At 42.2% G+C, this 20,343-nt stretch carries 20 protein-coding genes; 6 read left to right on the top strand and 14 right to left on the bottom strand.

What is annotated here, in order from left to right; translation table 11 throughout:
• Nucleotides 1-81: 81 nt before the first annotated feature.
• Entirely contained in the window at nt 82-1,371 is a 1,290-nt protein-coding gene (locus tag AC6RV6_RS12835) for a YcjF family protein (RefSeq protein ID WP_500241243.1), read from the top strand.
• A 43-nt stretch (nt 1,372-1,414) separates the two neighbouring features.
• On the top strand, nt 1,415-1,753 hold the full coding sequence (locus tag AC6RV6_RS12830) for a 7(1) septoil knot domain-containing protein (RefSeq protein WP_500241242.1): 339 nt from the start codon (nt 1,415-1,417) through the stop codon (nt 1,751-1,753).
• 84 nt (nt 1,754-1,837) lie between these two features.
• Here the strand turns inward: AC6RV6_RS12830 and AC6RV6_RS12825 are convergent, their stop codons facing one another.
• The 6 genes from AC6RV6_RS12825 to purH all read right to left on the bottom strand — a co-directional run bounded on the left by AC6RV6_RS12825 (nt 1,838) and on the right by purH (nt 9,892).
• A complete protein-coding gene (locus AC6RV6_RS12825; protein WP_500241241.1) occupies nt 1,838-3,283 on the bottom strand; it encodes an ATP-binding protein in 1,446 nt (481 codons plus the stop codon).
• A 199-nt stretch (nt 3,284-3,482) separates the two neighbouring features.
• Entirely contained in the window at nt 3,483-5,027 is a 1,545-nt protein-coding gene (locus tag AC6RV6_RS12820) for a HAMP domain-containing protein (protein WP_500241240.1), read from the bottom strand.
• 175 nt (nt 5,028-5,202) lie between these two features.
• Nucleotides 5,203-6,573: a hypothetical protein gene (locus AC6RV6_RS12815; RefSeq protein WP_500241239.1), complete on the bottom strand. Its 1,371-nt coding sequence runs from the start codon at nt 6,571-6,573 to the stop codon at nt 5,203-5,205.
• 272 nt (nt 6,574-6,845) lie between these two features.
• The gene (locus AC6RV6_RS12810; protein WP_500241238.1) at nt 6,846-7,298 is read right to left on the bottom strand and encodes a hypothetical protein; all 453 of its coding nucleotides are present in this window, start codon (nt 7,296-7,298) and stop codon (nt 6,846-6,848) included.
• Between the two features lie 65 nt (nt 7,299-7,363).
• Nucleotides 7,364-8,263 carry a CPBP family intramembrane glutamic endopeptidase gene (locus AC6RV6_RS12805; protein ID WP_500241237.1) on the bottom strand — a complete coding sequence of 300 codons (900 nt, stop codon included), beginning with the start codon at nt 8,261-8,263 and terminating at the stop codon, nt 7,364-7,366.
• Between the two features lie 102 nt (nt 8,264-8,365).
• Nucleotides 8,366-9,892, bottom strand: coding sequence for a bifunctional phosphoribosylaminoimidazolecarboxamide formyltransferase/IMP cyclohydrolase (purH, locus tag AC6RV6_RS12800; protein WP_500241236.1), 1,527 nt, complete (start codon nt 9,890-9,892; stop codon nt 8,366-8,368).
• A gap of 204 nt (nt 9,893-10,096) precedes the next feature.
• On the opposite strand from purH, the gene AC6RV6_RS12795 reads away from it, so the two are divergent.
• Entirely contained in the window at nt 10,097-11,260 is a 1,164-nt protein-coding gene (locus tag AC6RV6_RS12795; RefSeq protein ID WP_500241235.1) for a GuaB3 family IMP dehydrogenase-related protein, read from the top strand.
• A 43-nt stretch (nt 11,261-11,303) separates the two neighbouring features.
• On the opposite strand, the gene AC6RV6_RS12790 is transcribed toward AC6RV6_RS12795, so the two are convergent.
• Together AC6RV6_RS12790 and AC6RV6_RS12785 are read right to left on the bottom strand one after the other, a co-directional pair.
• Nucleotides 11,304-12,293 (bottom strand): pentapeptide repeat-containing protein, encoded by a 990-nt coding sequence (locus AC6RV6_RS12790; protein WP_500241234.1) that lies wholly within the window; start codon nt 12,291-12,293, stop codon nt 11,304-11,306.
• Nucleotides 12,294-12,414: 121 nt separating this feature from the next.
• Nucleotides 12,415-13,047, bottom strand: a complete 633-nt coding sequence (locus tag AC6RV6_RS12785; protein ID WP_500241233.1) for a LysE family translocator — start codon at nt 13,045-13,047, stop codon at nt 12,415-12,417.
• Between the two features lie 143 nt (nt 13,048-13,190).
• Here AC6RV6_RS12785 and AC6RV6_RS12780 point away from each other — a divergent pair, with 143 nt between their 5' ends.
• Nucleotides 13,191-13,631 (top strand): Lrp/AsnC family transcriptional regulator, encoded by a 441-nt coding sequence (locus AC6RV6_RS12780; RefSeq protein WP_500241232.1) that lies wholly within the window; start codon nt 13,191-13,193, stop codon nt 13,629-13,631.
• Nucleotides 13,632-13,714: 83 nt separating this feature from the next.
• On the opposite strand, the gene AC6RV6_RS12775 is transcribed toward AC6RV6_RS12780, so the two are convergent.
• Both AC6RV6_RS12775 and AC6RV6_RS12770 read right to left on the bottom strand, forming a co-directional pair.
• Complete coding sequence (locus tag AC6RV6_RS12775) at nt 13,715-14,476, bottom strand: class I SAM-dependent methyltransferase (RefSeq protein WP_500241231.1); 762 nt, start codon at nt 14,474-14,476, stop codon at nt 13,715-13,717.
• Nucleotides 14,477-14,549: 73 nt separating this feature from the next.
• Nucleotides 14,550-14,717 carry a hypothetical protein gene (locus AC6RV6_RS12770; protein ID WP_500241230.1) on the bottom strand — a complete coding sequence of 56 codons (168 nt, stop codon included), beginning with the start codon at nt 14,715-14,717 and terminating at the stop codon, nt 14,550-14,552.
• Between the two features lie 239 nt (nt 14,718-14,956).
• On the opposite strand from AC6RV6_RS12770, the gene AC6RV6_RS12765 reads away from it, so the two are divergent.
• A complete protein-coding gene (locus tag AC6RV6_RS12765; RefSeq protein WP_500241229.1) occupies nt 14,957-15,535 on the top strand; it encodes a hypothetical protein in 579 nt (192 codons plus the stop codon).
• Nucleotides 15,536-15,678: 143 nt separating this feature from the next.
• On the opposite strand, the gene AC6RV6_RS12760 is transcribed toward AC6RV6_RS12765, so the two are convergent.
• From AC6RV6_RS12760 to cysE, 4 genes are all read right to left on the bottom strand, one after another.
• Nucleotides 15,679-16,239 (bottom strand): Uma2 family endonuclease, encoded by a 561-nt coding sequence (locus AC6RV6_RS12760; protein WP_500241228.1) that lies wholly within the window; start codon nt 16,237-16,239, stop codon nt 15,679-15,681.
• 254 nt (nt 16,240-16,493) lie between these two features.
• Complete coding sequence (locus AC6RV6_RS12755) at nt 16,494-16,817, bottom strand: hypothetical protein (RefSeq protein ID WP_500241227.1); 324 nt, start codon at nt 16,815-16,817, stop codon at nt 16,494-16,496.
• Between the two features lie 367 nt (nt 16,818-17,184).
• Entirely contained in the window at nt 17,185-18,270 is a 1,086-nt protein-coding gene (locus AC6RV6_RS12750) for a Gfo/Idh/MocA family protein (RefSeq protein ID WP_500241226.1), read from the bottom strand.
• Nucleotides 18,271-18,435: 165 nt separating this feature from the next.
• On the bottom strand, nt 18,436-19,200 hold the full coding sequence (gene cysE / locus AC6RV6_RS12745; RefSeq protein ID WP_500241225.1) for a serine O-acetyltransferase: 765 nt from the start codon (nt 19,198-19,200) through the stop codon (nt 18,436-18,438).
• Between the two features lie 181 nt (nt 19,201-19,381).
• On the opposite strand from cysE, the gene AC6RV6_RS12740 reads away from it, so the two are divergent.
• On the top strand, nt 19,382-20,332 hold the full coding sequence (locus AC6RV6_RS12740) for a ribonuclease Z (RefSeq protein WP_500241224.1): 951 nt from the start codon (nt 19,382-19,384) through the stop codon (nt 20,330-20,332).
• Nucleotides 20,333-20,343: the final 11 nt, after the last annotated feature.

Below are 20,343 nucleotides of genomic sequence, written 5' to 3'. Positions count from 1 at the left end.
ATTCGCCGTGTCGATTTTCCACCCCGCTCTAAAGAGACGGGGCTATCAATCTCCCACTCTTTTCTCGTATGAGACAAGCTGATGACTGAATCGGATGCAGACAACCCAACCACAGATTCTCTATCTCGAGATCGTCCCAACCGACTCGTTGGGGTTTTGCAAGCCACTCAAAATCGCTTAACGAGTCTTTTCCCGATCGATCGCGCTACTAAAAAAGTTGTTGCCTTGTTTAGCGTTAGTGACGATCGCGTTGCTGAAATTTTAGCGGAGGTGCGATCGCGGCTTCCCACCACAGAAGCCCTACTCATTGGTAAACCTCAAGCGGGAAAAAGTTCAATTGTGCGAGGACTGACGGGGGTTTCGGCGGAAATTATCGGTCAAGGGTTTCGCCCTCATACTCAAAATACCCAACGGTATGCTTATCCTTCTGACGATTTGCCGTTACTGGTTTTTACGGATACTGTGGGACTGGGGGATATCGGGCAAGATACTGATGCGATTGTGGCAGAATTGAGCGAGGATCTGCAACAGGAAAGCTGTCACGCGAGAATTCTGATTTTAACCGTTAAAATTAATGATTTTGCGATCGCGACCTTGCGACACATTACAGAGAAATTGCGACAGAAATACTCTCACATTCCTTGTTTGTTGGTTGTTACTTGTCTCCATGAAGTCTATCCTCCTGAAGTCACCGATCATCCTGACTATTCTTCTGCTTTAAAAACCTGCGATCGCCCTTATACTGCCTTACAAGAAGCCTTTGAGGGATTGTGCGATCGCACTGTCGCGATCGATTTTACCTTAGAAGAAGACGGCTATACTCCCGTATTTTATGGATTGGAAGCATTACGAGATGCTCTTGGGGATTTATTACCGGAAGCAGAAGCTCGCACGATCTACCAGTTATTAGATGAGACGGGAGGAAAGGAGTTGGGGCATTTATATCGAGATGTGGGACGGCGTTATATTGGCGCATTTGCCGCGATCGCGGCGACTTTAGCGGCGGTACCTCTGCCTTTTGCAACCATGCCTGTTTTAACGGCCTTACAAGTATCAATGGTCGGAGTTTTGGGGAAGTTATACGGGCAAACCTTGACCCCTTCTCAAGCCGGAGGCATTGTTAGTGCGATCGCGGGGGGATTTTTGGCGCAAGCGATCGGGCGAGAGTTAATTAAGTTTGTGCCGGGATTTGGTAGCGTTATTGCCGCATCTTGGGCAGCAGCTTATACTTTTGCTTTAGGTGAGGGAGCGTGTGTTTATTTTGGCGATTTGATGGGAGGAAAAAAGCCCGATCCTGCGCGAATTCAAGCCGTGATGGGAGAGTCGTTTCAAAAAGCAAAAGAACGCTTTTCAATGAACAAAGAACAATGAGTAATGTTTGTATTATACTATCATCTATTGATCTAAAATAGCCATGAAAAACATCCTGAGAAGCCTTGGAATTAGTGCGATCGCATCAATTGCTCTTTTTACACCTTCTGCCCTGGCAGATGCCGAGATTGATGAGGAAAGCTGTACCTATCGCGGGACAAAACTTTACGGGAAAGTGCAAATTGTTGAGAGTTTTCCCGATTTTGAGGTTAAGGTCGTCTCATCCTTTCCCGATCTCAAAGTTAAAACAGTTACGTCATTTCCTGATGATTGTGGAGAGTGGCAGTTTGTGAGTAGTTTTCCCGATTTTAAAATTAAGTTTGTAGAATCTTTTCCCGATATTGAAATTAAGTTTGTAGAATCGTTTCCAGGAGTAGATTAATTGACTCGAATTCGCTGGGGATTTTCACTCTCTGACGGATTTGAGCAAGACAGAGAATTGACTTACCGATTTATTTCTTTGACTTCATCTTAAATTCAAATCCGATCGCTTTAACAAAGGTTCGATCGCAGAGGCGATCGTATCGCAACGAAATTGATTCACTAAATCGGTTAATGCTGTTGCTAAAGGTTGATGCGTTTCGGGAATCTCTGTCACTAGATTTAACAGTAAATCATCTTCAAGATCGAGTGCAGCTTGATAAATGCGAGTCAACCAATCTATAGGCATCACCTGTAAATTTTCTGTTGTTAACGAATAGGGTTTTTCACGATCCTCAGATAATGAATTTTGTTCGTAAATGTAACGCACTCCTAAATGTTTCGCCATCGTTTCAAAGATAATTGCTTCTCGAAATGGCTTGCGGATAAAATCATCGCAACCGGCTGAAAGCGTTACTGCTTTTTCTTCTTCTAAAACGCTAGCAGTTAAAGCAATAACAGCAGTCGCTTGACCTTGAATTGTTCCTTTTATATATTGTACGGCTTCATAGCCATCCATGACTGGCATTCTCATATCCATCCAAATTAAATGAGGTTGCCAATTTTCCCAAATATCAATTGCTTCTCGACCATTGGCAGCCTCTTGAATTTCAAATCCTAGCGGTTGCAAAAGTTTAATTAATAGTTGACGATTGATTTCCTTATCATCAACTATTAAAATCTTATAACGAGGTTGATTTGATTCTAAAGCAATAACGCGAGATTTTTGTTTATTTTGTTCAACATCACTGGCTTGCACGAGTTGAACTTGAATATCAAAAGAAAATGTTGTTCCTCTGCCGACTTGACTGCTGACGTGAATATTTCCTCCCATTAATTGGACAAATCTACGGCTAATTGGTAAACCCAAACCCGTCCCTTCTTGAGCATTTTTTCCAGTTTGAGTTTGTCCAAAGGCTTCAAAAAGTTTCTCGATTTCATTTTCGGCAATTCCTGCTCCTGTATCTTCAATTTCAAAATGAATTTGTTGTTGGTCAATGTTTGTGACTTGGTTCGCTGGTAACTGAATAATTCGGACTGAAACAACGCCTTCTGAGGTGAACTTTAAAGCATTATTGAGAAGATTAATTAAAACTTGACGTAATTTAACCCCATCAGTTTTGATATATTGCGGTACATTGCGATCGCAGTCAAAAATCAATTGTAACTGTTTATTTGCTGCTCTGAGAGAGAACAGGTCTTCAATTTCATTTAAAAGGCGATATAGGTCAAAATTCTGAGAATTGAGTGCGATCTTTCCAGCCTCTATTTTGGATAAATCTAAAACATTATTAATGAGGTTTAAAAGGTATTCTCCACTGCGATTAATAATGCCAATATTTTCTTTCTGTTCTGCTGATAATGTTTGCGATCGCATCATTAATTGTGAAAACCCGAGAACTGCATTCAAAGGAGAACGCAATTCGTGACTCATATTCGCAAGAAAAGTGCTTTTAGCATGATTGGCAACTTCTGCTTTTTCCTTCGCCATTTCTAATTCTATTGTTCGCTGTTTGACTTGTAATTCTAAATTTTCACTATATTCTTTAAGGATTTTTTCTGCTTGTTTCCGTGAGGTAATATCTTGAAAAACTGCGATCGCTTGTACAATCTCCTCATTTTCATCATAAATTGGAGTCGCACTGACTTCGAGAGGGATGATGCGATCGTCGAGGTGAATTTCTAAGTCGTCAGCAACAATTTTTTTTACCTTGTATTGCTTGGATAATCGGCAATTTTTCTGTAGGATAAAGTTTGTGAGTTGGGCTATGGTAAATTTGATAAACTGAGGTCAATTCTTCTGCTTTTATTTTTGTACTTATATCTTGTACTAATAAAATTTTAGCGGTTTGATTGAGATAGGAAATGCTACCATCAAGATTGTGTACTGAAACTCCAACAGGTAAAGATTCGAGAAATTGACTCAATTGATGTTTACTTTGGGATAATTCTTGAAAGGATTGCTGCACTTGTGCTGCCATTATATTAAAAGCTAACCCGAGTTGTCCTAACTCATCATTTCTAGTAATTTTAACCTGAGTATCCCAATCTCCGCGAGCAATATTTTTAGCAGCAGTATTTAATTGCAGAATAGGTTGAATGATCCAGCGAGAAGTTAAAAGACCGATGATCGCAGCAACCCCTAAAGCGAATAAAGACAGAAGAACAGTTTGACGAGTATTAGCATGAATTTCGGCAATAAAATCAGATTCTGGAATTGCGATCGCGATTGTCCAGTCCAATCCATATTCATCTTTGAGAGGAATTGTTTGTAAGAAATACTTCTTGTTTTTGACGAAAAATGTATGAATTTTTGAATTTTCAATATCAAAAAAATTATCTTTTTTTTGTTCGAGATTTTTAGCGATCGCTTGAGTGACAAGATCGCGACTCTCTCTTGCTTTTAATCTCAATTTTTTTTCATCTTTTAGCATAACAGGATCTTCATCGATTGAAGTCGCAATCAAATCGCCAGACTTTTCTAAAATTACGGCTTGTCCAGTTTTACCAATTTTCAAAGATTGCAAAAATTGACTGATATAGCTCAGATCGAGAAGCACAGAAGTGACTCCTTGAGGATCTTTTTCTCCAGAGATATATAAAGGACGAGCAAAAGCTAACGTTAAAGATTGGGCTGGGATCCGAAGATAAATATCAGTCCATACGGCTTTATTTTTTATTATTGCTTGTTGATACCAAGGACGCTGAGTGGCTTGAAAATTATCGAGTTTTAGAAAAGGATTGATGAAGTCTTGAAGTTGTTTTAGATCGTAATAAATTTGCATTTGTAAATTAGTTTTTTGTCCAGAAATTCCTGCTCCAGCAACTAATCTATTTTGGTGATATATCTCTCCATGAGAGCGATATTCATCTTGTTGATTAGAAATTTGAATGACTGTAATAAAATCAGAATGGTGATTATGATATTGTTTCCATAGATAAGGTAGCCACAAATCCATTTGTTCTAGATCGAGAAGGTTGGTATCGATCAGATGTTGATGATTGAGAACGATTGCAGGAGGAACTGCAAGAAACGAACTAATATTATTTTCAATGCGATCGCCGGTCTCTTCGATTAATTCATGAGCGAGATTCCCTACCACTTTTTGTCCGTTTTTAAAGGAAAGATAACCAACAATCCCAACTGTAAAGCCAATTTCCAATAAGAAAGGAACAATAAAAACAACCCGTAGAGGGAATTGCGGCTGACGAAGACGACGGAAAAGAGTTTTCATTTTGCAAGCGAAAAACTTTCAAAAAGCAAGAGTTGGGCAAAATACTTTTTACCTCTATCTCTGTTGTACCTTACAGATTCTAAAAATGCTTGATTTTGTTGTGCAGTATTGCCAATAAATAATTAGCGATCGCTCGGGTTGTAGCGATCGCTAATAAAGTAAAGTTAATTTTCTCTTAAATCATCTCTACATTGCCATTATTTAAATCAATAGTGTAATGACCGACAATTGAAATGCGTTCGTAAGAGAGTAAATAAAAGTGAACTAAATCTGGATTAACCGCATCGCGGTGCATGACCATACCATTAATTCCTACATCGTGACGATAATCGATAATGCGATCGCTTTCATCAAAAAGCATACTAAAGAGAGGACTTTGAATGGGAGGATTTTGTTTTAATTCCTCATAATCTTGTGTAAAAGGCGTACCGTACCCGAGAGGCATATACAAGCCTTGAGAATACTCTTCAGAAGACAATTGCGGTAATGCTTTTAAATCTACACCACTGACAACTAATTTGCGAGTTTTTCCGGCTTCGCTTTGGAAATAGAAATCAATCTCATTTAATGATTGTTCTAAGAGAGGAGATTCAATATCTTTGACGACTGCATCAGTCAGATTGGCAATTTCGCTATAGTTGCTCGACCATAATTTATCGGGATTGTAAATACCGGGAGTGACAAAACTTTGAAATTGTGCTTCAGAATGGCGGATATCATCCCATGTTTGCCAATACTTTTGCGTATCGTCTACGATTAATTTGGCTTTCTTTTCTTGTTCTGAAACGGTGAAAATTGTTTCATCTTTTAAGTCACGGACATTGACTTGACGTTCGTTTTTAACTTCTCGCATGTTAGAATAATCAAGAGTTTGACCTTTAAAGAAAGTCGTTCCGGGATACCATGCTTCAATTCCTTGTGCGTATTTCCAATAAGAATCATTATTAACCGTTGCTACGAGGTCTTTATAGCTACCCCGAGGAAAATCAAAGAATCCTTGATAGATTTTCTTATTTACGCCATCTTCTTCGGCAAAAACTGCTAATTCCCAATAACCCGCACCCAAACAATTGTTCGTTAAATGAACAGAAATATTTTTAGCATTGAATTGTCCGTCGCCTTTAATTTGTAAATGAGGAGAGTCGGATTTAAAGGTAACACGCTGGCGGTTAAATTCCCGTTCCATAATAAACCATTTTACCAATTCTGCATTGCCTTGTGCCGATTCAGGAGCAGAAGGAATCATTAAACTCAAGTCAATATCATTTAATGCGATCGCGATTTCTTTGTCGTCTTTTTGCAGTTTAAATGCAAAATTGTAGTGCAGATTTTCTTCATCGGTGGATTGTAAGGAAACATTGTTTGCAGAATAGCCGGCCTCTTGTACTTCTTCGTAGCTTATAGCAATTTTCTCTAAGTTAGTATTGCCGTAACGTATTTGGTAAGTTCCCGCACTGGCTAAAAGCAAACTTAAAATAATTCCTGTGGTTTTCCAATTGGTTAATCCCCGAACAATTTTTGTGGAAAAGGCAGATACGCGAAACATAATGACGACTCCTGAGAAATGAGAAACTCTGTTTGTTGCTTACATTTCTAGAATCCTCGATTTGATAGGGTTTCAACAAGATCGCGATCGGATCGGCATGGGTGCGCTCTCAGGATATTCTCAGCAAGTTTTCAGAGATCTCCAATCGATCTTGCAGTTTGCTGAGGATTATGTTAAACTTTCTTTTAGTTTTATTATTTCTACAAAAAACTGGCGGATTTGAAGCAAATTTGCCTAATCTTCAAACAGAAAACTGGCGATCGCAAATAATTCTAAGCCGGAATCTTTCCTTTTAACCCAAAATAGATATAACTAACACTATCTCGCAAATCAAAGATAAATGCGATCGAGATCGTGGCAATAATTGCCCATGACCAGATTTGATAGTTTCCTCTTGCAGAGCCTTGCCAAACTTCAATAATTGTGAAAATATATCCCGGACTCCAGCAAATGACATGAGCGAGGGACACCATGCCAATTCTTAGGGTAACTGTTGTAGCGATCGGCCACAAGAAAACAAGCAAATGACTGAGAATGAAGCCACCAATAACCCAACGAGGGGGACGGTGTTGGCTAACGAAAATTATTGAACTGAGAAACGTCAAAACAAGTACGCTCAGCCAGATTTTGAGGAGGAGCGGAAGAGAAAGTCTGGCTTTATTATTCCAAATCTGGAGAGAATGAGGAAGTTGTTGATTCGTGATTGTTTTTTGAGAATGATTCATTGAGAAGGTACGATGACTGATTAATATTCTTCTCTCTGTGCTTCTCTGTGACTCTGTGGTTCATTCTATCCGAATATTTTAATTAACCCAGAAATAGATTCGGAATCCAGAGGTGCAAATGTTGTCAAAATGACTAAGCTGAGACCAAATAGAACCACGCTCATTAAAGCTGGAGTCCAAATTTTTTCATATTGTTCCCATCTTATCTCGGATTCTTTCTCCGCAAAAATCTTTAACCAATGTGCCGCGATCGCAAATGCGGAGATGGCAATCATTAGAGCAATGACTCCCAAAATTAACTGAGGAGATTCTGTTTCACTTTCTGGGGGAAGAAAAGGAAAAAGCCCGAAAATCAGCCCGTTATTGACAATATGAGGAATAACTGCCAACCACCAACTCTCACGATTTTGTACCGCTCGAGCAACGAGAAACGATCCCGGAATAAATGCTAACAATTGAATCAAAGTTCCGTGAACCAGCGCAAAAATAAATGAGGTTAAAAGTGCTGCATAAATTGGCGATCGCGCTCGCTCGTAAGCGCGTAAAGCTACACCGCGAAAGGCAAATTCTTCATACAAAGGAACAAAAATTGCTCCCCCGATAACTGCAAAAACTTGTTCGATTGTTCCCGGTGTTGTTTCTGGAGAAAATTCTTCTAATTTTGCCAAATAATCAGGAAAATATAGTGCAATTAATGTTATCCAGAAGAAAATTAAGCCAAATGTGACCGTTAAATCTAATGCTGTTAATGCGATCGCAGTTTTTAGGCGAGGAGGTGTTTTAAAGCGGGAATCTTGGCGAAATTTGCGGACGGTATCGGGAAAAATAATCCCCAATAATACGATCGTGCTGAAAGTTGCCAAACACTGTCCGGCTTCGCCAAAAGGTGTTGCTAAGATAAGCACGGTTAGCACTAATAGCAACATCCCCAAAAGAAAACGATTGGCAGAAAGAACGCTTATCAATGAACAATTATTAATGAACAATTATTAATGCAAATTCCTCCTGATGAGAAAGTTGGTAATCGTAAACAGATAATCACCGATTACCTATTCCTCCTTGCCAATTTAATGCAAAAAGTGGCGAGTTCCAGTAAGAACCATGACTAATCCTAACTCATTGGCGGCGGCGATGGAGTCTTTATCGCGAATCGAGCCACCGGGTTGAATAATGGTTTTAATTCCGGCTGCTGCCGCTATCCTGACGCTATCATCAAAAGGAAAGAAACCGTCGCTCGCCAAACAAGCCCCTTGCGTTGCTTCTCCGGCTTGTTCTAGCGCAATTTTAGCTGCACCAACGCGATTCATTTGTCCGGCACCCACTCCTACAGTAATGCGATCGCGAGTGACGACAATGGCATTAGATTTAACGTGCTTGGCGACTTTCCACGCAAAGAGCATTTCTGCTAATTCGGCTTCATTGGGTTGTTTTTCTGTGGCGATCGTCCAGCTTTCTTGTGTATCTTCAATTTCATCGGCGGCTTGCACTAAAATCCCTCCAGCAATCACTTTAGCGGTTGTTAATGCCCCTTCGTTAAAATTCGGTAAAATTAATACTCGTAATTTAGATTTCTTGGCGAGAATTACCTTGGCTTCTTCTTCGCAACCGGGAGCGATAACGCATTCTAAAAATGTTGTTTTTAAGGCTTTTGCTGTGGGAACATCGATAGGTTGATTGAGGGCAACAATGCCACCAAAAGCAGAGATAGAGTCGGCGTTAAATGCTTTTTCATAGGCTTCTGCTAAAGTTGCTGCGATCGCGACTCCGCAAGGGTTCGTATGTTTTAAAACGGCGGCGGTAGGTTCGTCGGTAAATTCTTTAATAATGCGCCGAGCCGCTTCTAAATCAACTAAATTGTTGTAACTGAGTTCTTTTCCTTGTAATTTTTCTGCACTCGTCCAGCCTTCTTCGGCGGTTTGATACCACGTTGCGTTTTGGTGAGGATTTTCGCCGTAACGCAGAGTTTGTAACGGTTTGCCCCAAAGGGAAAAAGGTGCTTCCGTGTCGTTTAATTTGGCAAAATAAGTTGAGATAGCGCGATCGTAAGCTGCTGTCAGCATAAACCCTTCCATTGACCTTTGTTGGCGAAATTCGAGAGAGATTTCTCCATCTGAATCTCGGAGTTCTTGAAGATAATCTTTGTAGCGATCGGGGTTGCACAAAACGGTTAAATGTGCATGGTTTTTCGCCGCCGCCCGCAGTAAAGTCGGACCGCCAATATCAATTTTTTCGATGGCTTCTGCAACGGTAACATTGGGTTGAGCAATAGTTGCTTCAAAAGGATAAAGATTGACTACGACCAAATCGAAAGGACGAATCTCATTTTCCTCTAATTCCTGCAAATCTTGGGAAACATTGCGACGTGCCAAAATTCCTCCGTGAATGCGAGGATGTAATGTTTTAACTCGTCCTCCCAAGATTTCCGGCGATCGCGTATAGTCGCTAACTTTAGTTACAGGAATACCGGCATCTTGTAGCACTTTTGCCGTGCCTCCACTGCTGAGGAGTTCAAACGCAAATTCTTCTACCAACTGACGGGCAAAATCAACAATTCCAGTTTTATCAGAAACGCTCAGCAGTGCTAGTTTTCCCATGAAAAGGCTCTCCAATCTTCATCAATATTCTATTATCTCGTACCTTCATACCAATTCTTATAAACAAAATCTAGAGATAAAGCGATCGCATTGCTCAAAATCTTCCTCAACCTCCCACCCCAAGAAATTCCCCCTGCCCTATCCCCAAGACTCCACAAAATTTGATAGCCTAGGCTAAATTAGCTTTGGGAACGAAAAAAGAGCGTGGATATTTTAATCGGTCGAGGTAAAACCGCTCGACGAGCTTACGGATTTGACGAAATTGCCCTTGTCCCCGGACAGAGGACGCTAGACCCGAGTTTGGCGGATACCCGCGTCACCATTGGTAATATTGAACGAGAAATTCCCATTCTTGCTAGTGCAATGGATGGAGTCGTGGATGTCAATATGGCAGTATTACTTTCGGAATTGGGCGCGATGGGGGTACTCAACCTCGAAGGCATTCAAACCCGCTACGAAGACCCCTATCCCGTTTTAGATCGCATCACTTCGGTGGGAAAAGAGGAATTTGTCGGGTTAATGCAGGAACTCTACGCCGAACCTATTAAACCCGAACTGATTAGCCAACGCATCAAAGAAGTCAAAGATCGCGGCGCGATCGCGGCAGTCAGTTTAACCCCAGCCGGTGCCGTGAAATATGGCAAAACTGTTGCCGAAGCTCAAGCCGATCTTTGTTGTATTCAAGCGACGGTCGTTTCTACGGATCATCTTTCCCCCGCCGCAATTACACCTTTAGAGTTAGCACAATTTTGTCAAGAAATGCCGATGCCCGTGATGTTAGGCAATTGCGTGACTTATGAGGTGGCTTTAAAGCTCATGAAAGCAGGGGCCGCAGCAATTTTGGTGGGCATTGGACCCGGTGCGGCTTGTACCTCTCGCGGCGTGTTAGGAGTAGGAGTCCCTCAAGCGACGGCGGTAGCAGACTGTGCGGCAGCACGGGACGACTATCAACAGGAAACCGGGCAGTATATTCCCGTCATTGCCGATGGTGGCATTGTTACGGGGGGAGATATTTGTAAATGTATTGCTTGCGGTGCCGATGCAGTGATGATCGGTTCCCCGATCGCCCGGGCGCAGGAAGCTCCGGGTACCGATTATCATTGGGGTATGGCAACTCCTAGCCCTGTCCTGCCTCGCGGGACGCGCATTAAAGTGGGAACGACGGGAACAATCGAACAAATTCTCACGGGTCCGGCTAAATTAGATGATGGTACTCACAACTTACTCGGGGCGTTAAAAACCTCGATGGGAACTTTGGGTGCAAAAGACATTAAAGAAATGCAGCAAGTTGAAGTGGTGATTGCTCCTTCTTTGCTTACCGAAGGTAAGGTTTACCAAAAAGCACAACAGTTGGGCATGGGTAAATAGAGACATAGGGACGTAGCATGCTAAGTCCCTACAGTCCCTACAGTTATCCTGCGATCGCACCGTCGGGCATGGTTGTTTTCGATAAAATCGCCTGTTGCCAATTAATATCCTGCGATCGCGCCCCCCGTAAATTTGCACCGCTTAAATTGGTTTCCCGCAAATCTGCTGTTTGTAAATTTGCACTCCATAAATAGGCATTTCGCAAACTAGCTTGCTGCAAGTTGGCTTCGCTCAAATTGGCTTTATTCAGATTCGCACCCGTTAGATCGGCTTCTTGCAAATTTGTATCGGTTAAATTCGCTTTACTTAAATTAACGTCGCATAAATCCGATCGCAATAAATTCGCTTGTTCTAAATTTGCTGCTTGGAGATTGGCACGAGCCATAAATGCCATGCGAATTTGGGCATTACTGAGATTTGCCACGCTCAAATTCGCTTCACTTAAATTCGCACCGCTCAATCTTGCCCCTCTAAGATCGACCCCATCGAGATCGGCTCCATGCAGATCGACTCCGTTGAGATAAGCCTCGCTGAATTTAATCCCATTCAAAATTGCCCCGCGCAAATTGGCACCACTTAATCTCGCACCAGACAAATTCGCCCAGCTAAAGTTGACATTTTTTAAATTCGCCGAGCGAAAATTAATCTCTTCTAAATTTGCACCGCACAAATTTACGCCTTCTAAATTCGCAAGATGTAAATTAACGTGTTTGAGAATAGCACCGCTTAATTTTGCCCCTTTGAGGATGGATTTAACAAATTCTGCACCTGTTAAATTCGCCTTGGTTAAATCGGCATCCGTGAGGCTGGTTTCTTGAACTTTAGCAAAGCTCAAATCAGCACGAAATAGAAATGCTCTCGTTAAGTTTGCTCCTTTGAGGTTCGCACGACTGAAGTTCACCGCACCTAAATAGGCATCGGTTAAATCAATATCGGGAAGTTGCGCTCTCTCTAAGTTTGCTCCCATGAGATTTACCCGAGTAAAATCTCGTTCTCCTGCGGCGTAGCGCTTGAGTAATTCATTCCCATCCATATTTTTCTCTCCTCTGGCTCTCTAATTTTAGATTTTTTTTATAATTCCCCTACTCTCTAGTGTTACCGATAGTGGAAGATATTTTTGTTAATTTTCTTTAATTTGGGCAACAGGTTGATTTTTAGGAGTGAGCGATCGCTTTAATTAAAGGAGATAAGGCTAAAATTCCATAGGTAATAATACCAATTCCCGAAACGCGATTCAACCAGCGTAAATCTCCCAAATGAAAGAATCTTTGTAAGCGATCGATCCCAAAACTCAAAAATAACCACCAGAGCGCAGATCCGGTAAAAACCCCGAAAACGAGGAGGAATGCTTCTTGATAATTACCTCCAGAGTTAACCAAGCCCAAGCCGGCAAAAATGCCAATAAATGAGAGAATGGTCGTAGGATTAGTTAGAGTGAGTAAAAAGGTAGAAAAATAAGCATTTGAAAGGCTCGATCGCTTGTCTGCGATCGCTTCTCGTTTGGGTTTCGTACAAAAAGTTTTCACCCCGAGGTAAATGAGAAATATCCCACCAATGGATTGAAACCAAAAAGCGCGATCGACTAAAAAATTAGATAAGGCTGCTAAACCAAAGCCTGCGATACAACCATAAAACCCATCGGCTGTTGCGGCTCCGAGTCCAGAAATTAAGCCAATTAAGCGACCATAAGTTAAAGTTCGATGAATACACAAAACGCCGATCGCCCCCACGGGAGCAGCAACGGCTAAGCCAATGGAAATGCCTTTCAATAACAGGGAAATAGCCATAACTAAGAGAGAATTTATAATTAATTGTCCTAATTTTTAATTTACAAATAAAAATTGTTAAATTAAAGCAGAAATTTAAGTTATTTTGTTGTGTTAGTAGAGAAAATTAAGGAAAAAGATAACGATCGCTTTAAATTTACAAAATGCAATTAGACGAGACAGATTGGCAAATCCTACAAGCATTACAACTGGAGGGAAGGCTCTCTTTTTCAGAGTTGGGGCGCAGAGTAGGACTTTCTTCTCCTGCTGCGACGGAACGGGTGCGAAAATTGGAAGATGCAGGCATTATTACGGGATATTGCGCCCGAGTGAATGCAGAGGTGTTGGGATTACCGTTAAAAGTCTTTATTCAACTCACTACGACTCCCGATCGCTATCCCGAAGCGATCGCGACAATGGAAGCCTTACCGGAAATCTTACGGGGCTATCACGTCACGGGAAATTCTTCTTTTGTCATCGAAGCGATCGTCTCATCTATGTCTCATCTTGAAGATATTCTCGGTCGGTTAAGCCAATACGGACAAACCAGCACGGCGATCGTACTCTCCAACCCGGTTTTTAAAAACTCGATACTGGCAAAATAGTATTGTGCGATCGCTTTTGACTCTTAAAAAACTGATTAAGTTTTTATGGTCAGCGTCCGCTACATTGATTTGTTAGCATTATATTATTTTTCTGCTATTACTAACATTTCAAAGTCTTCAGTTGTTAATGTATCATTGCGACTGAAAGCACCCAGTTTTGCGCCAAATATATCTATCGTTTTAAAATCTAATGATTTCAAAAGCCAAGTTATCTCTGAGGGAACATAGTATCTTTCGTTACAACTCAGAGATTTTTTATTCCCAGAGTCATCAACAAATTCGATGGTATTGCGATCGCGGAATGTCATCAAATCAAAAGTATTATCGTTATATGTCGCCCCACCTTCCTTTGTTGCTGCGTCCATAAATTCTTTGACGGAATGGAAGAGAGGGAATAGCCCATTTAGCGTTGTAAATATCAATTTTCCTTTTGATTTTAAAGCATTGGCAGCATTTTGAAGAATTTGAAAATTCATCTCATCTGTTTCCATTAAGGAGAAACCACCCTCACACAACATTATGACTAAATCAAATGTATTTAAAGAATAAGGAGTTCTGGCATCATGCTGTTGAAAATCAATTTTAAGCGATCGCGCAGATGCTTTCTCTTTTGCTCGTTGTAATTGTGCTTCAGATAGATCGATGCCGGTAACAGAATAACCTCTTGTCGATAATTCTATTGAATGTCTACCCGTTCCACAGCCAACATCAAGTATTTTTATCGTTTTGTCATAATCGATCTCTTTTTCTATAAAATCGCATTCACCGATTGTGCCTTTGGTGAATTCTTCATTGTCATAACTTTTAGCGTAGTTTTTGAATAATTCTTCGTACCATTGTTTCATGGTCTTATCCTTATATTTTCAGGCTACACGGGTAATTATACAGAACACTCTTAATCCCCAATTATAGCATAATTTAATTAGCGATCGCGACGACGGACAAACCAGTACAGCGATTGTTCTCTCCGACCCAGTTTTTAAAAACTCGATACTGGTAAAATAGTTTTGTGCGATCGCTCCCACTAACAGATATTGGTTGAGGGGACAATTCTTCTATGAGATTGCAGTGTGCAAAAAAAATCATTACATTTTGCAAAGTTTTTTTTACGATCGAATTAGATCTGCTATAAGTAGTTAAGCACTAAAAACTCTTAAAAGTGAGCAATGAATTTTAGGATAGGCAGTATTAATGCAATCCTAGGTGTGATAAAAGTCTCCAATTCGAGGAGTTATAGCGCGTCTATCAGATAACAGAAAATATTTACGCGGCTAGTTCAGGAACGACAAACATTGATTCAAATTTGATACAGGAGAAAAGTTAGAATGGCGAATACAGGCCTCGATTTGATAAATGCCATTGTCGGAAATGCGCGACTCATGGCAATAGACAACTGTCCTGGAGTACCGGTTCAAATGGGCATTGCCGTTTATGGTTCTGTCCAAGATGATTCTGGGCCAGGCACGCTTATCGAACCCGGGTCTAATATGCAAAACCAGATCAACGTCGCAGTTGGGTTCGGTGGCGCGAATTCAGAGACAGCAGTCTGGCATTTCCTTCTAGAAGGAGGTCCCATGATCCATCACTTCGTTGTTGTACCGTGGTACAAGCAAGATATTCCGCAGGGGCAAGTCTATACGGTGTTCATGGCTTATGAAAACCAGTATTCGTTAGGGGAGTATGTTCGGGGTACGCCTCCCGCTCCAAATCTCGGCGGGACAGGCTATAAGACGGAATGGTCGGTAAGCCAACTCTCGACAATGTTTTCGGACTTGTTGACCAAGGGTCAGGCTTGGCAAAATTACTTTGGTCAAGTTGGTGCAGCTCAGGCGACAAAAATAAAGTACTGGAAGTACAAGATTACAACCTTGGAATCTGCGATCGTCAATGTGAATAGATACTAGCAACTAACAAGTTGGCGATCTCGATGTTGTACTGAAGCACTCAAAGACTCTCGTCTATACCTTCTCGCAACAATCGATTTAGTACAATTGCTTATCACCGTAGGCTGGGTTTTCTTGTGCCAACCCAGTATTTTTTTTATGATTTATGCCATTTTCAGCCAACCAAACACCTCATTAACCGTAAGAGTCAATTCTAGCTCGGGCAAAACAGGAATAACTTGCTCTCCGTGACATAATACGGGTTGTTGCTGAGGCAATAAAAACAAAATGCTCGAGTCATTTGGATCGATAAACCAACCGAGACGACTGCCATTTTCAAGGCAATAGAGAATATTGCCCAATACCTTATTGGGGTGCTGTTCGGGAGAAAGAATTTCAATTGTCCAATCTGGAGGGAGATTAAAACGATCTGGAACATTACCATCTGATGTAAAGGGTATATGCTCCCAAAGAAAAACCGATATATCTGGGACGATCGATCGCACGCCAAAACTGCATCTTAATTCTGGAAAAGCATAGGCAATTTTTGCATCCTCTGAGACTTGATTAATTGCGGCACAAAGTTTGCCTTGCAAGCGGCTGTGTCGTCCCTTTGGCATAGGCTTCTGAATGATTTTCCCACTAATATATTCACTGGCAGGTTTAGTTTCGGGTTGCGCCAGAAATTCTTGTAGTGTCAGCGTTTGAGAGAGGCTTTGTACCATTGTGGCTGCCTGAAAATATTGTATTTCCTTCCTATTTTACTCAGCGATCGCTTACATCAACCCAACATTGCTTCTCATTTGATTCGTGGGTTAAATCTATAATCTTGGAGATTGTCGCTGCTGATAACGAGATGCCGCGATCGCTATAAACTGCTACTCAATAATCCCTTCCCTAATTGGTTATAGAACTGAGGTAAACCTGACAGTACCATAAATGAAGTAGGGAAGGGAGAATGTCAACCGTCAATAATTGTTTAGAATCCAGGAGCAGGTGTGATGAGATTGGTGACTGTAAACTCTTTCGCCCCGACTTCCTGTAATGCAAATTTAATAGGATAGAGGCGAGGTGCAGCACGACAGAGGTCGGGTTTCAGACGAATAAAGGTGGCGGCTAGTGGTTGAGATTGTTGCAAAACGGCGACAAAATCCTCTTTCGCGGTGCAACCCGTACTCGTTACTAAAATGGTGGCTGTGTTCTCTGTCAACTGAAATCCATGTAGGTTTTCTATGGTTGCATCTAAGGTAGCGGGATCTATCCCTTCCGCTAAGGCAGAAGAATTTGCGCTTGACAAGACCACGGTAGAGAGCAGAATTATCAAACCAAGTATCAGTCTGTTAATTGTTTTGCTTAACATCATGTTTGAGTTTTGGTAGATGGGTAATTAAAATCTCGTTTTTGCGAAAGATGGGAATCTAACTACAAAAGTTGACGAAGTGAGATTTTTATTGTTGTCTGAATCATCATACATGACTGCCTAGCTTTGTTCAACAGCATTTAATGTATCGATCGCTTACCCTCGCTCGCAGTGTTACTCAAATTATCCTCATATCTTTATCTCCGCAGTAGCACACCTGCTTGATTTTTTGGGTAAAGCGATCGCCCAAAACCTTGTAAAATAAGATTTCCAGAATTAAGACTACTCGGCATTTCACCTTCCATTCTGCTCACCGATCGCTTACATCAACCCAACATTTCTTTTCATGGGATTCGTGGGTTAAATCCATCAGCAGTTGCGAATAAATCCCCTCTTTTAATGAAGGTGCGGTATTTTGTCTGGATTTAATGCAATTTACCCAATGGTCGGCGACGCGAATGAAAGGCGCTAAGCGTCCGTCGGTAAAAACTTGAGGAAAAGCTAGGCGTTTGGGGATTTCTTGCTCTGATAAATTTTGTCCGGCAGGTGCTGCATATAAGTGAAAGCCGTGAACGTAATCCTTGAGATTATCGCTGCCGAGAACGAGAGTACCGCGATCGCCATACACCTCAACCCAATGCCCTCGCCCCTGATACGTGACAGAACTGAGAGAAACCTGACAGGGCGTACCATCTGCCAACTCTAACAAGATCGTGCAAGTATCGTCAGCATCGACAGGCTTGAGTTTATTACCATCAGTAGGATCGGGGCGTTCGGGAATTGCACAACTTAAATGAGCGCACAAGCGTTTCGCCGGACCGAATAGCCAGTGAATGTAATCGAAAGCGTGAGAGCCGATCGCACCCAATGCCCCACCGCCTTTATCCTTGCGAGAATACCAATTCCAAGGGCGATCGGGGTTGGCACGGCTGACGGCTAACCAATCGATTTTAATCAAGCGAGTTTGACCGACATAGCCATCTTGTAGCAATTCTGATAACCTTTGCCATGCGGGGACGAAGCGATACTCAAAATCTGCGATCGCAATTAAACCTTTTTGTTGCGCCAATTGATAAAGTTCTCTTGTTTCGTTCACCCGTAGTGTCATGGGTTTTTCCAATAACAAGTGCTTTCCGGCTTCTAACACTTGTTTGGCCATCTCATAGTGCAGAAAAGGTGGGGTAGAGACGCTAACGGCTTCAACTTCCGGGAGAGCCAGTAACTTATCCAAACGATTGAAAGCGTAAGGAATTTGGTTAGAGTCCGCGATCGCTTTGGCTTTGCCTAAATCCCGATTCCACACCGCAACAACATCTGTATCGGGGTGATGTTGAAATCCGGGGAGATGAATTTTTTGACCGAACCCGGTACCGACAACGGCAACGCCTATACTCATGCACTAAATTCCCAAGCTACCATGCGGGTATTTTAACTCGAAAAGCGATCGATTTTAAATCGGCAAATCATTAATAGCGAACAGTTATCAGGTGCATCCTGTGGGATTTTAACCCCAGCGATCGACGTTGTAACCCATCCCTGATAACTGAATAATCAATCGTTTTTAGATTCCCGAACCATCTAAAAACTTGCGAATTTCGCGATCGCGTAACTGACAGCTTTTTCCCACTGCGACTAATTCTTTCTCGCAATCATCAGGAATTACTGCTCTCACGAGAGAATGAGTGCCCTGTTGTTGTGCTTTCAAGGTTTCTAATTCTTGTTCGAGAACTTCGAGGCGATCGACCAAACTGCGAATCACTGCGGCTTCCGAGTCCGGTAATTTTCCATGTTCCAAAGGATTGACCCGCACCCCAGATTGATAGACCACACGCCCCGGAATGCCTACCACCGTACAATTAGAAGGGACATCACGCAACAACACAGAGCCGGCACCAATGCGGACGTTGTTGCCAATTTGCAGATTGCCTAAAACTTTGGCACCCGCACCGACGACAACATTTTCACCGAGAGTGGGATGGCGCTTACCCGTTTCTTTGCCCGTCCCGCCGAGGGTAACTCCTTGATAAATCAGACAATAATCGCCGATAATGGCAGTTTCGCCAATGACGATGCCCATACCGTGATCGATACAAACTCCCTTCCCGATCGTCGCCCCCGGGTGGATTTCAATTCCGGTGAGAAAACGGGCGATATGGGAGAGAAAACGCGGTAGAAAAGGCAAGCCTACATGATGCAGCCAATGTGCCACGCGATGGAATAAGAGAACTTGCAACCCCGGATAGCAAAAGAGAACTTCTAGCCAATTGCGGGCGGCAGGGTCGCGATCGAAGATAATCTTAAAATCAGCGATGAGTGTGGATAGCACGAGAATTTTGTCTCTTTTAGTTCAACAATTAATGACTATATTATCGTCCTACGGTAATGAGAGGAGGATGAAAATGCCGAATTCCCCGAGAAGGGTTTCCCCTCTAGGGAATTATTGTGCGTTAGGCTAGTTGAAGCAGTAAATCTCTTCGCTGTTGTTTGCACTTTAACCCTCTCTGCTCGTGGAAATCACCTTTTTAGGCACCAGTTCCGGGGTGCCGACGCGATCGCGCAATGTCTCTAGCGTAGCTTTGAGACTCCCTCAACGGGCGGAAATTTGGCTGTTTGACTGTGGAGAAGGAACCCAACATCAATTCCTGCGTAGCCCCTTGAAAAGCTCGCAAATTCGTCGTATTTTTGTCACCCACATGCACGGCGATCATACCTTTGGCTTAATGGGATTGTTGGCGACCATTGGTTTGGCTGGGACGGGTCACGCGATCGATATTTACGGACCCGGAGGTTTAGAAGAATACATCCGCGCCTGTTCCAAATATTCCTATATGGATTTATCTCGACGCTTGAGAATTCATCGCGTCCAACCGGGTTTGGTTTACGAAGATAAGGAATTTAGCGTCAGTTGTATCTTATTAAAACATCGCGTTCCCGCTTATGGTTATCGCATTGTCGAAAAAGATCGCCCCGGACGCTTCAAGGTAGAAAAAGCGAAAGCGTTGGGTATTCCTTTCGGTCCGGTTTATGGCGACCTCAAACGTGGAAAAACGATCGCCCTTCCTGACGGTCGTACCATTCGCGGAGTCGATCTCTGCGAACCCCCAGAATCGGGACGCAAAGCAGTTTATTGTACGGATACGGTGTTTTGCGATGCGGCGGTAGAACTAGCACAAAATGCCGATGTTTTGATTCACGAAGCAACGTTTGCCCATCAAGATTCCGAGATGGCGTTCGATCGCCTGCATTCAACTTCAACTATGGCAGCACAGGTGGCTTTATTAGCAGGAGTGAAGCAATTAATTATGACTCATTTTAGTCCTCGTTACGCCCCCGGAAATTCCCTGCAAGTCGAACATTTACTCGAGGAAGCGAAGGCCATTTTTCCTAATACTTGTTTGGCGAAGGATTTTTTCAATTACGAAATTCCGCGACATCGCTTGCTCGATAATAATGAGTAAAGATGAGGTAT

The organism is Spirulina sp. LEGE 11439, from assembly GCF_059821285.1.
The sequence above is the reverse complement of the archived record's forward strand: the minus strand, read 5'-3'. Positions and strand labels throughout refer to the sequence as shown.

Excerpts from the sequence above, each read along its gene's own strand:
- AC6RV6_RS12835 (WP_500241243.1), top strand. The coding sequence starts at position 82 with ATGACTGAATCGGATGCAGACAACCCAACCACAGATTCTCTATCTCGA.
- AC6RV6_RS12830 (WP_500241242.1), top strand. The coding sequence starts at position 1,415 with ATGAAAAACATCCTGAGAAGCCTTGGAATTAGTGCGATCGCATCAATT.
- AC6RV6_RS12825 (WP_500241241.1), bottom strand. The coding sequence starts at position 3,283 with ATGGCGAAGGAAAAAGCAGAAGTTGCCAATCATGCTAAAAGCACTTTT.
- AC6RV6_RS12820 (WP_500241240.1), bottom strand. The coding sequence starts at position 5,027 with ATGAAAACTCTTTTCCGTCGTCTTCGTCAGCCGCAATTCCCTCTACGG.
- AC6RV6_RS12815 (WP_500241239.1), bottom strand. The coding sequence starts at position 6,573 with ATGTTTCGCGTATCTGCCTTTTCCACAAAAATTGTTCGGGGATTAACC.
- AC6RV6_RS12810 (WP_500241238.1), bottom strand. The coding sequence starts at position 7,298 with ATGAATCATTCTCAAAAAACAATCACGAATCAACAACTTCCTCATTCT.
- purH (WP_500241236.1), bottom strand. The coding sequence starts at position 9,892 with ATGGGAAAACTAGCACTGCTGAGCGTTTCTGATAAAACTGGAATTGTT.
- AC6RV6_RS12790 (WP_500241234.1), bottom strand. The coding sequence starts at position 12,293 with ATGGATGGGAATGAATTACTCAAGCGCTACGCCGCAGGAGAACGAGAT.
- AC6RV6_RS12785 (WP_500241233.1), bottom strand. The coding sequence starts at position 13,047 with ATGGCTATTTCCCTGTTATTGAAAGGCATTTCCATTGGCTTAGCCGTT.
- AC6RV6_RS12780 (WP_500241232.1), top strand. The coding sequence starts at position 13,191 with ATGCAATTAGACGAGACAGATTGGCAAATCCTACAAGCATTACAACTG.
- AC6RV6_RS12775 (WP_500241231.1), bottom strand. The coding sequence starts at position 14,476 with ATGAAACAATGGTACGAAGAATTATTCAAAAACTACGCTAAAAGTTAT.
- AC6RV6_RS12770 (WP_500241230.1), bottom strand. The coding sequence starts at position 14,717 with ATGATTTTTTTTGCACACTGCAATCTCATAGAAGAATTGTCCCCTCAA.
- AC6RV6_RS12765 (WP_500241229.1), top strand. The coding sequence starts at position 14,957 with ATGGCGAATACAGGCCTCGATTTGATAAATGCCATTGTCGGAAATGCG.
- AC6RV6_RS12760 (WP_500241228.1), bottom strand. The coding sequence starts at position 16,239 with ATGGTACAAAGCCTCTCTCAAACGCTGACACTACAAGAATTTCTGGCG.
- AC6RV6_RS12750 (WP_500241226.1), bottom strand. The coding sequence starts at position 18,270 with ATGAGTATAGGCGTTGCCGTTGTCGGTACCGGGTTCGGTCAAAAAATT.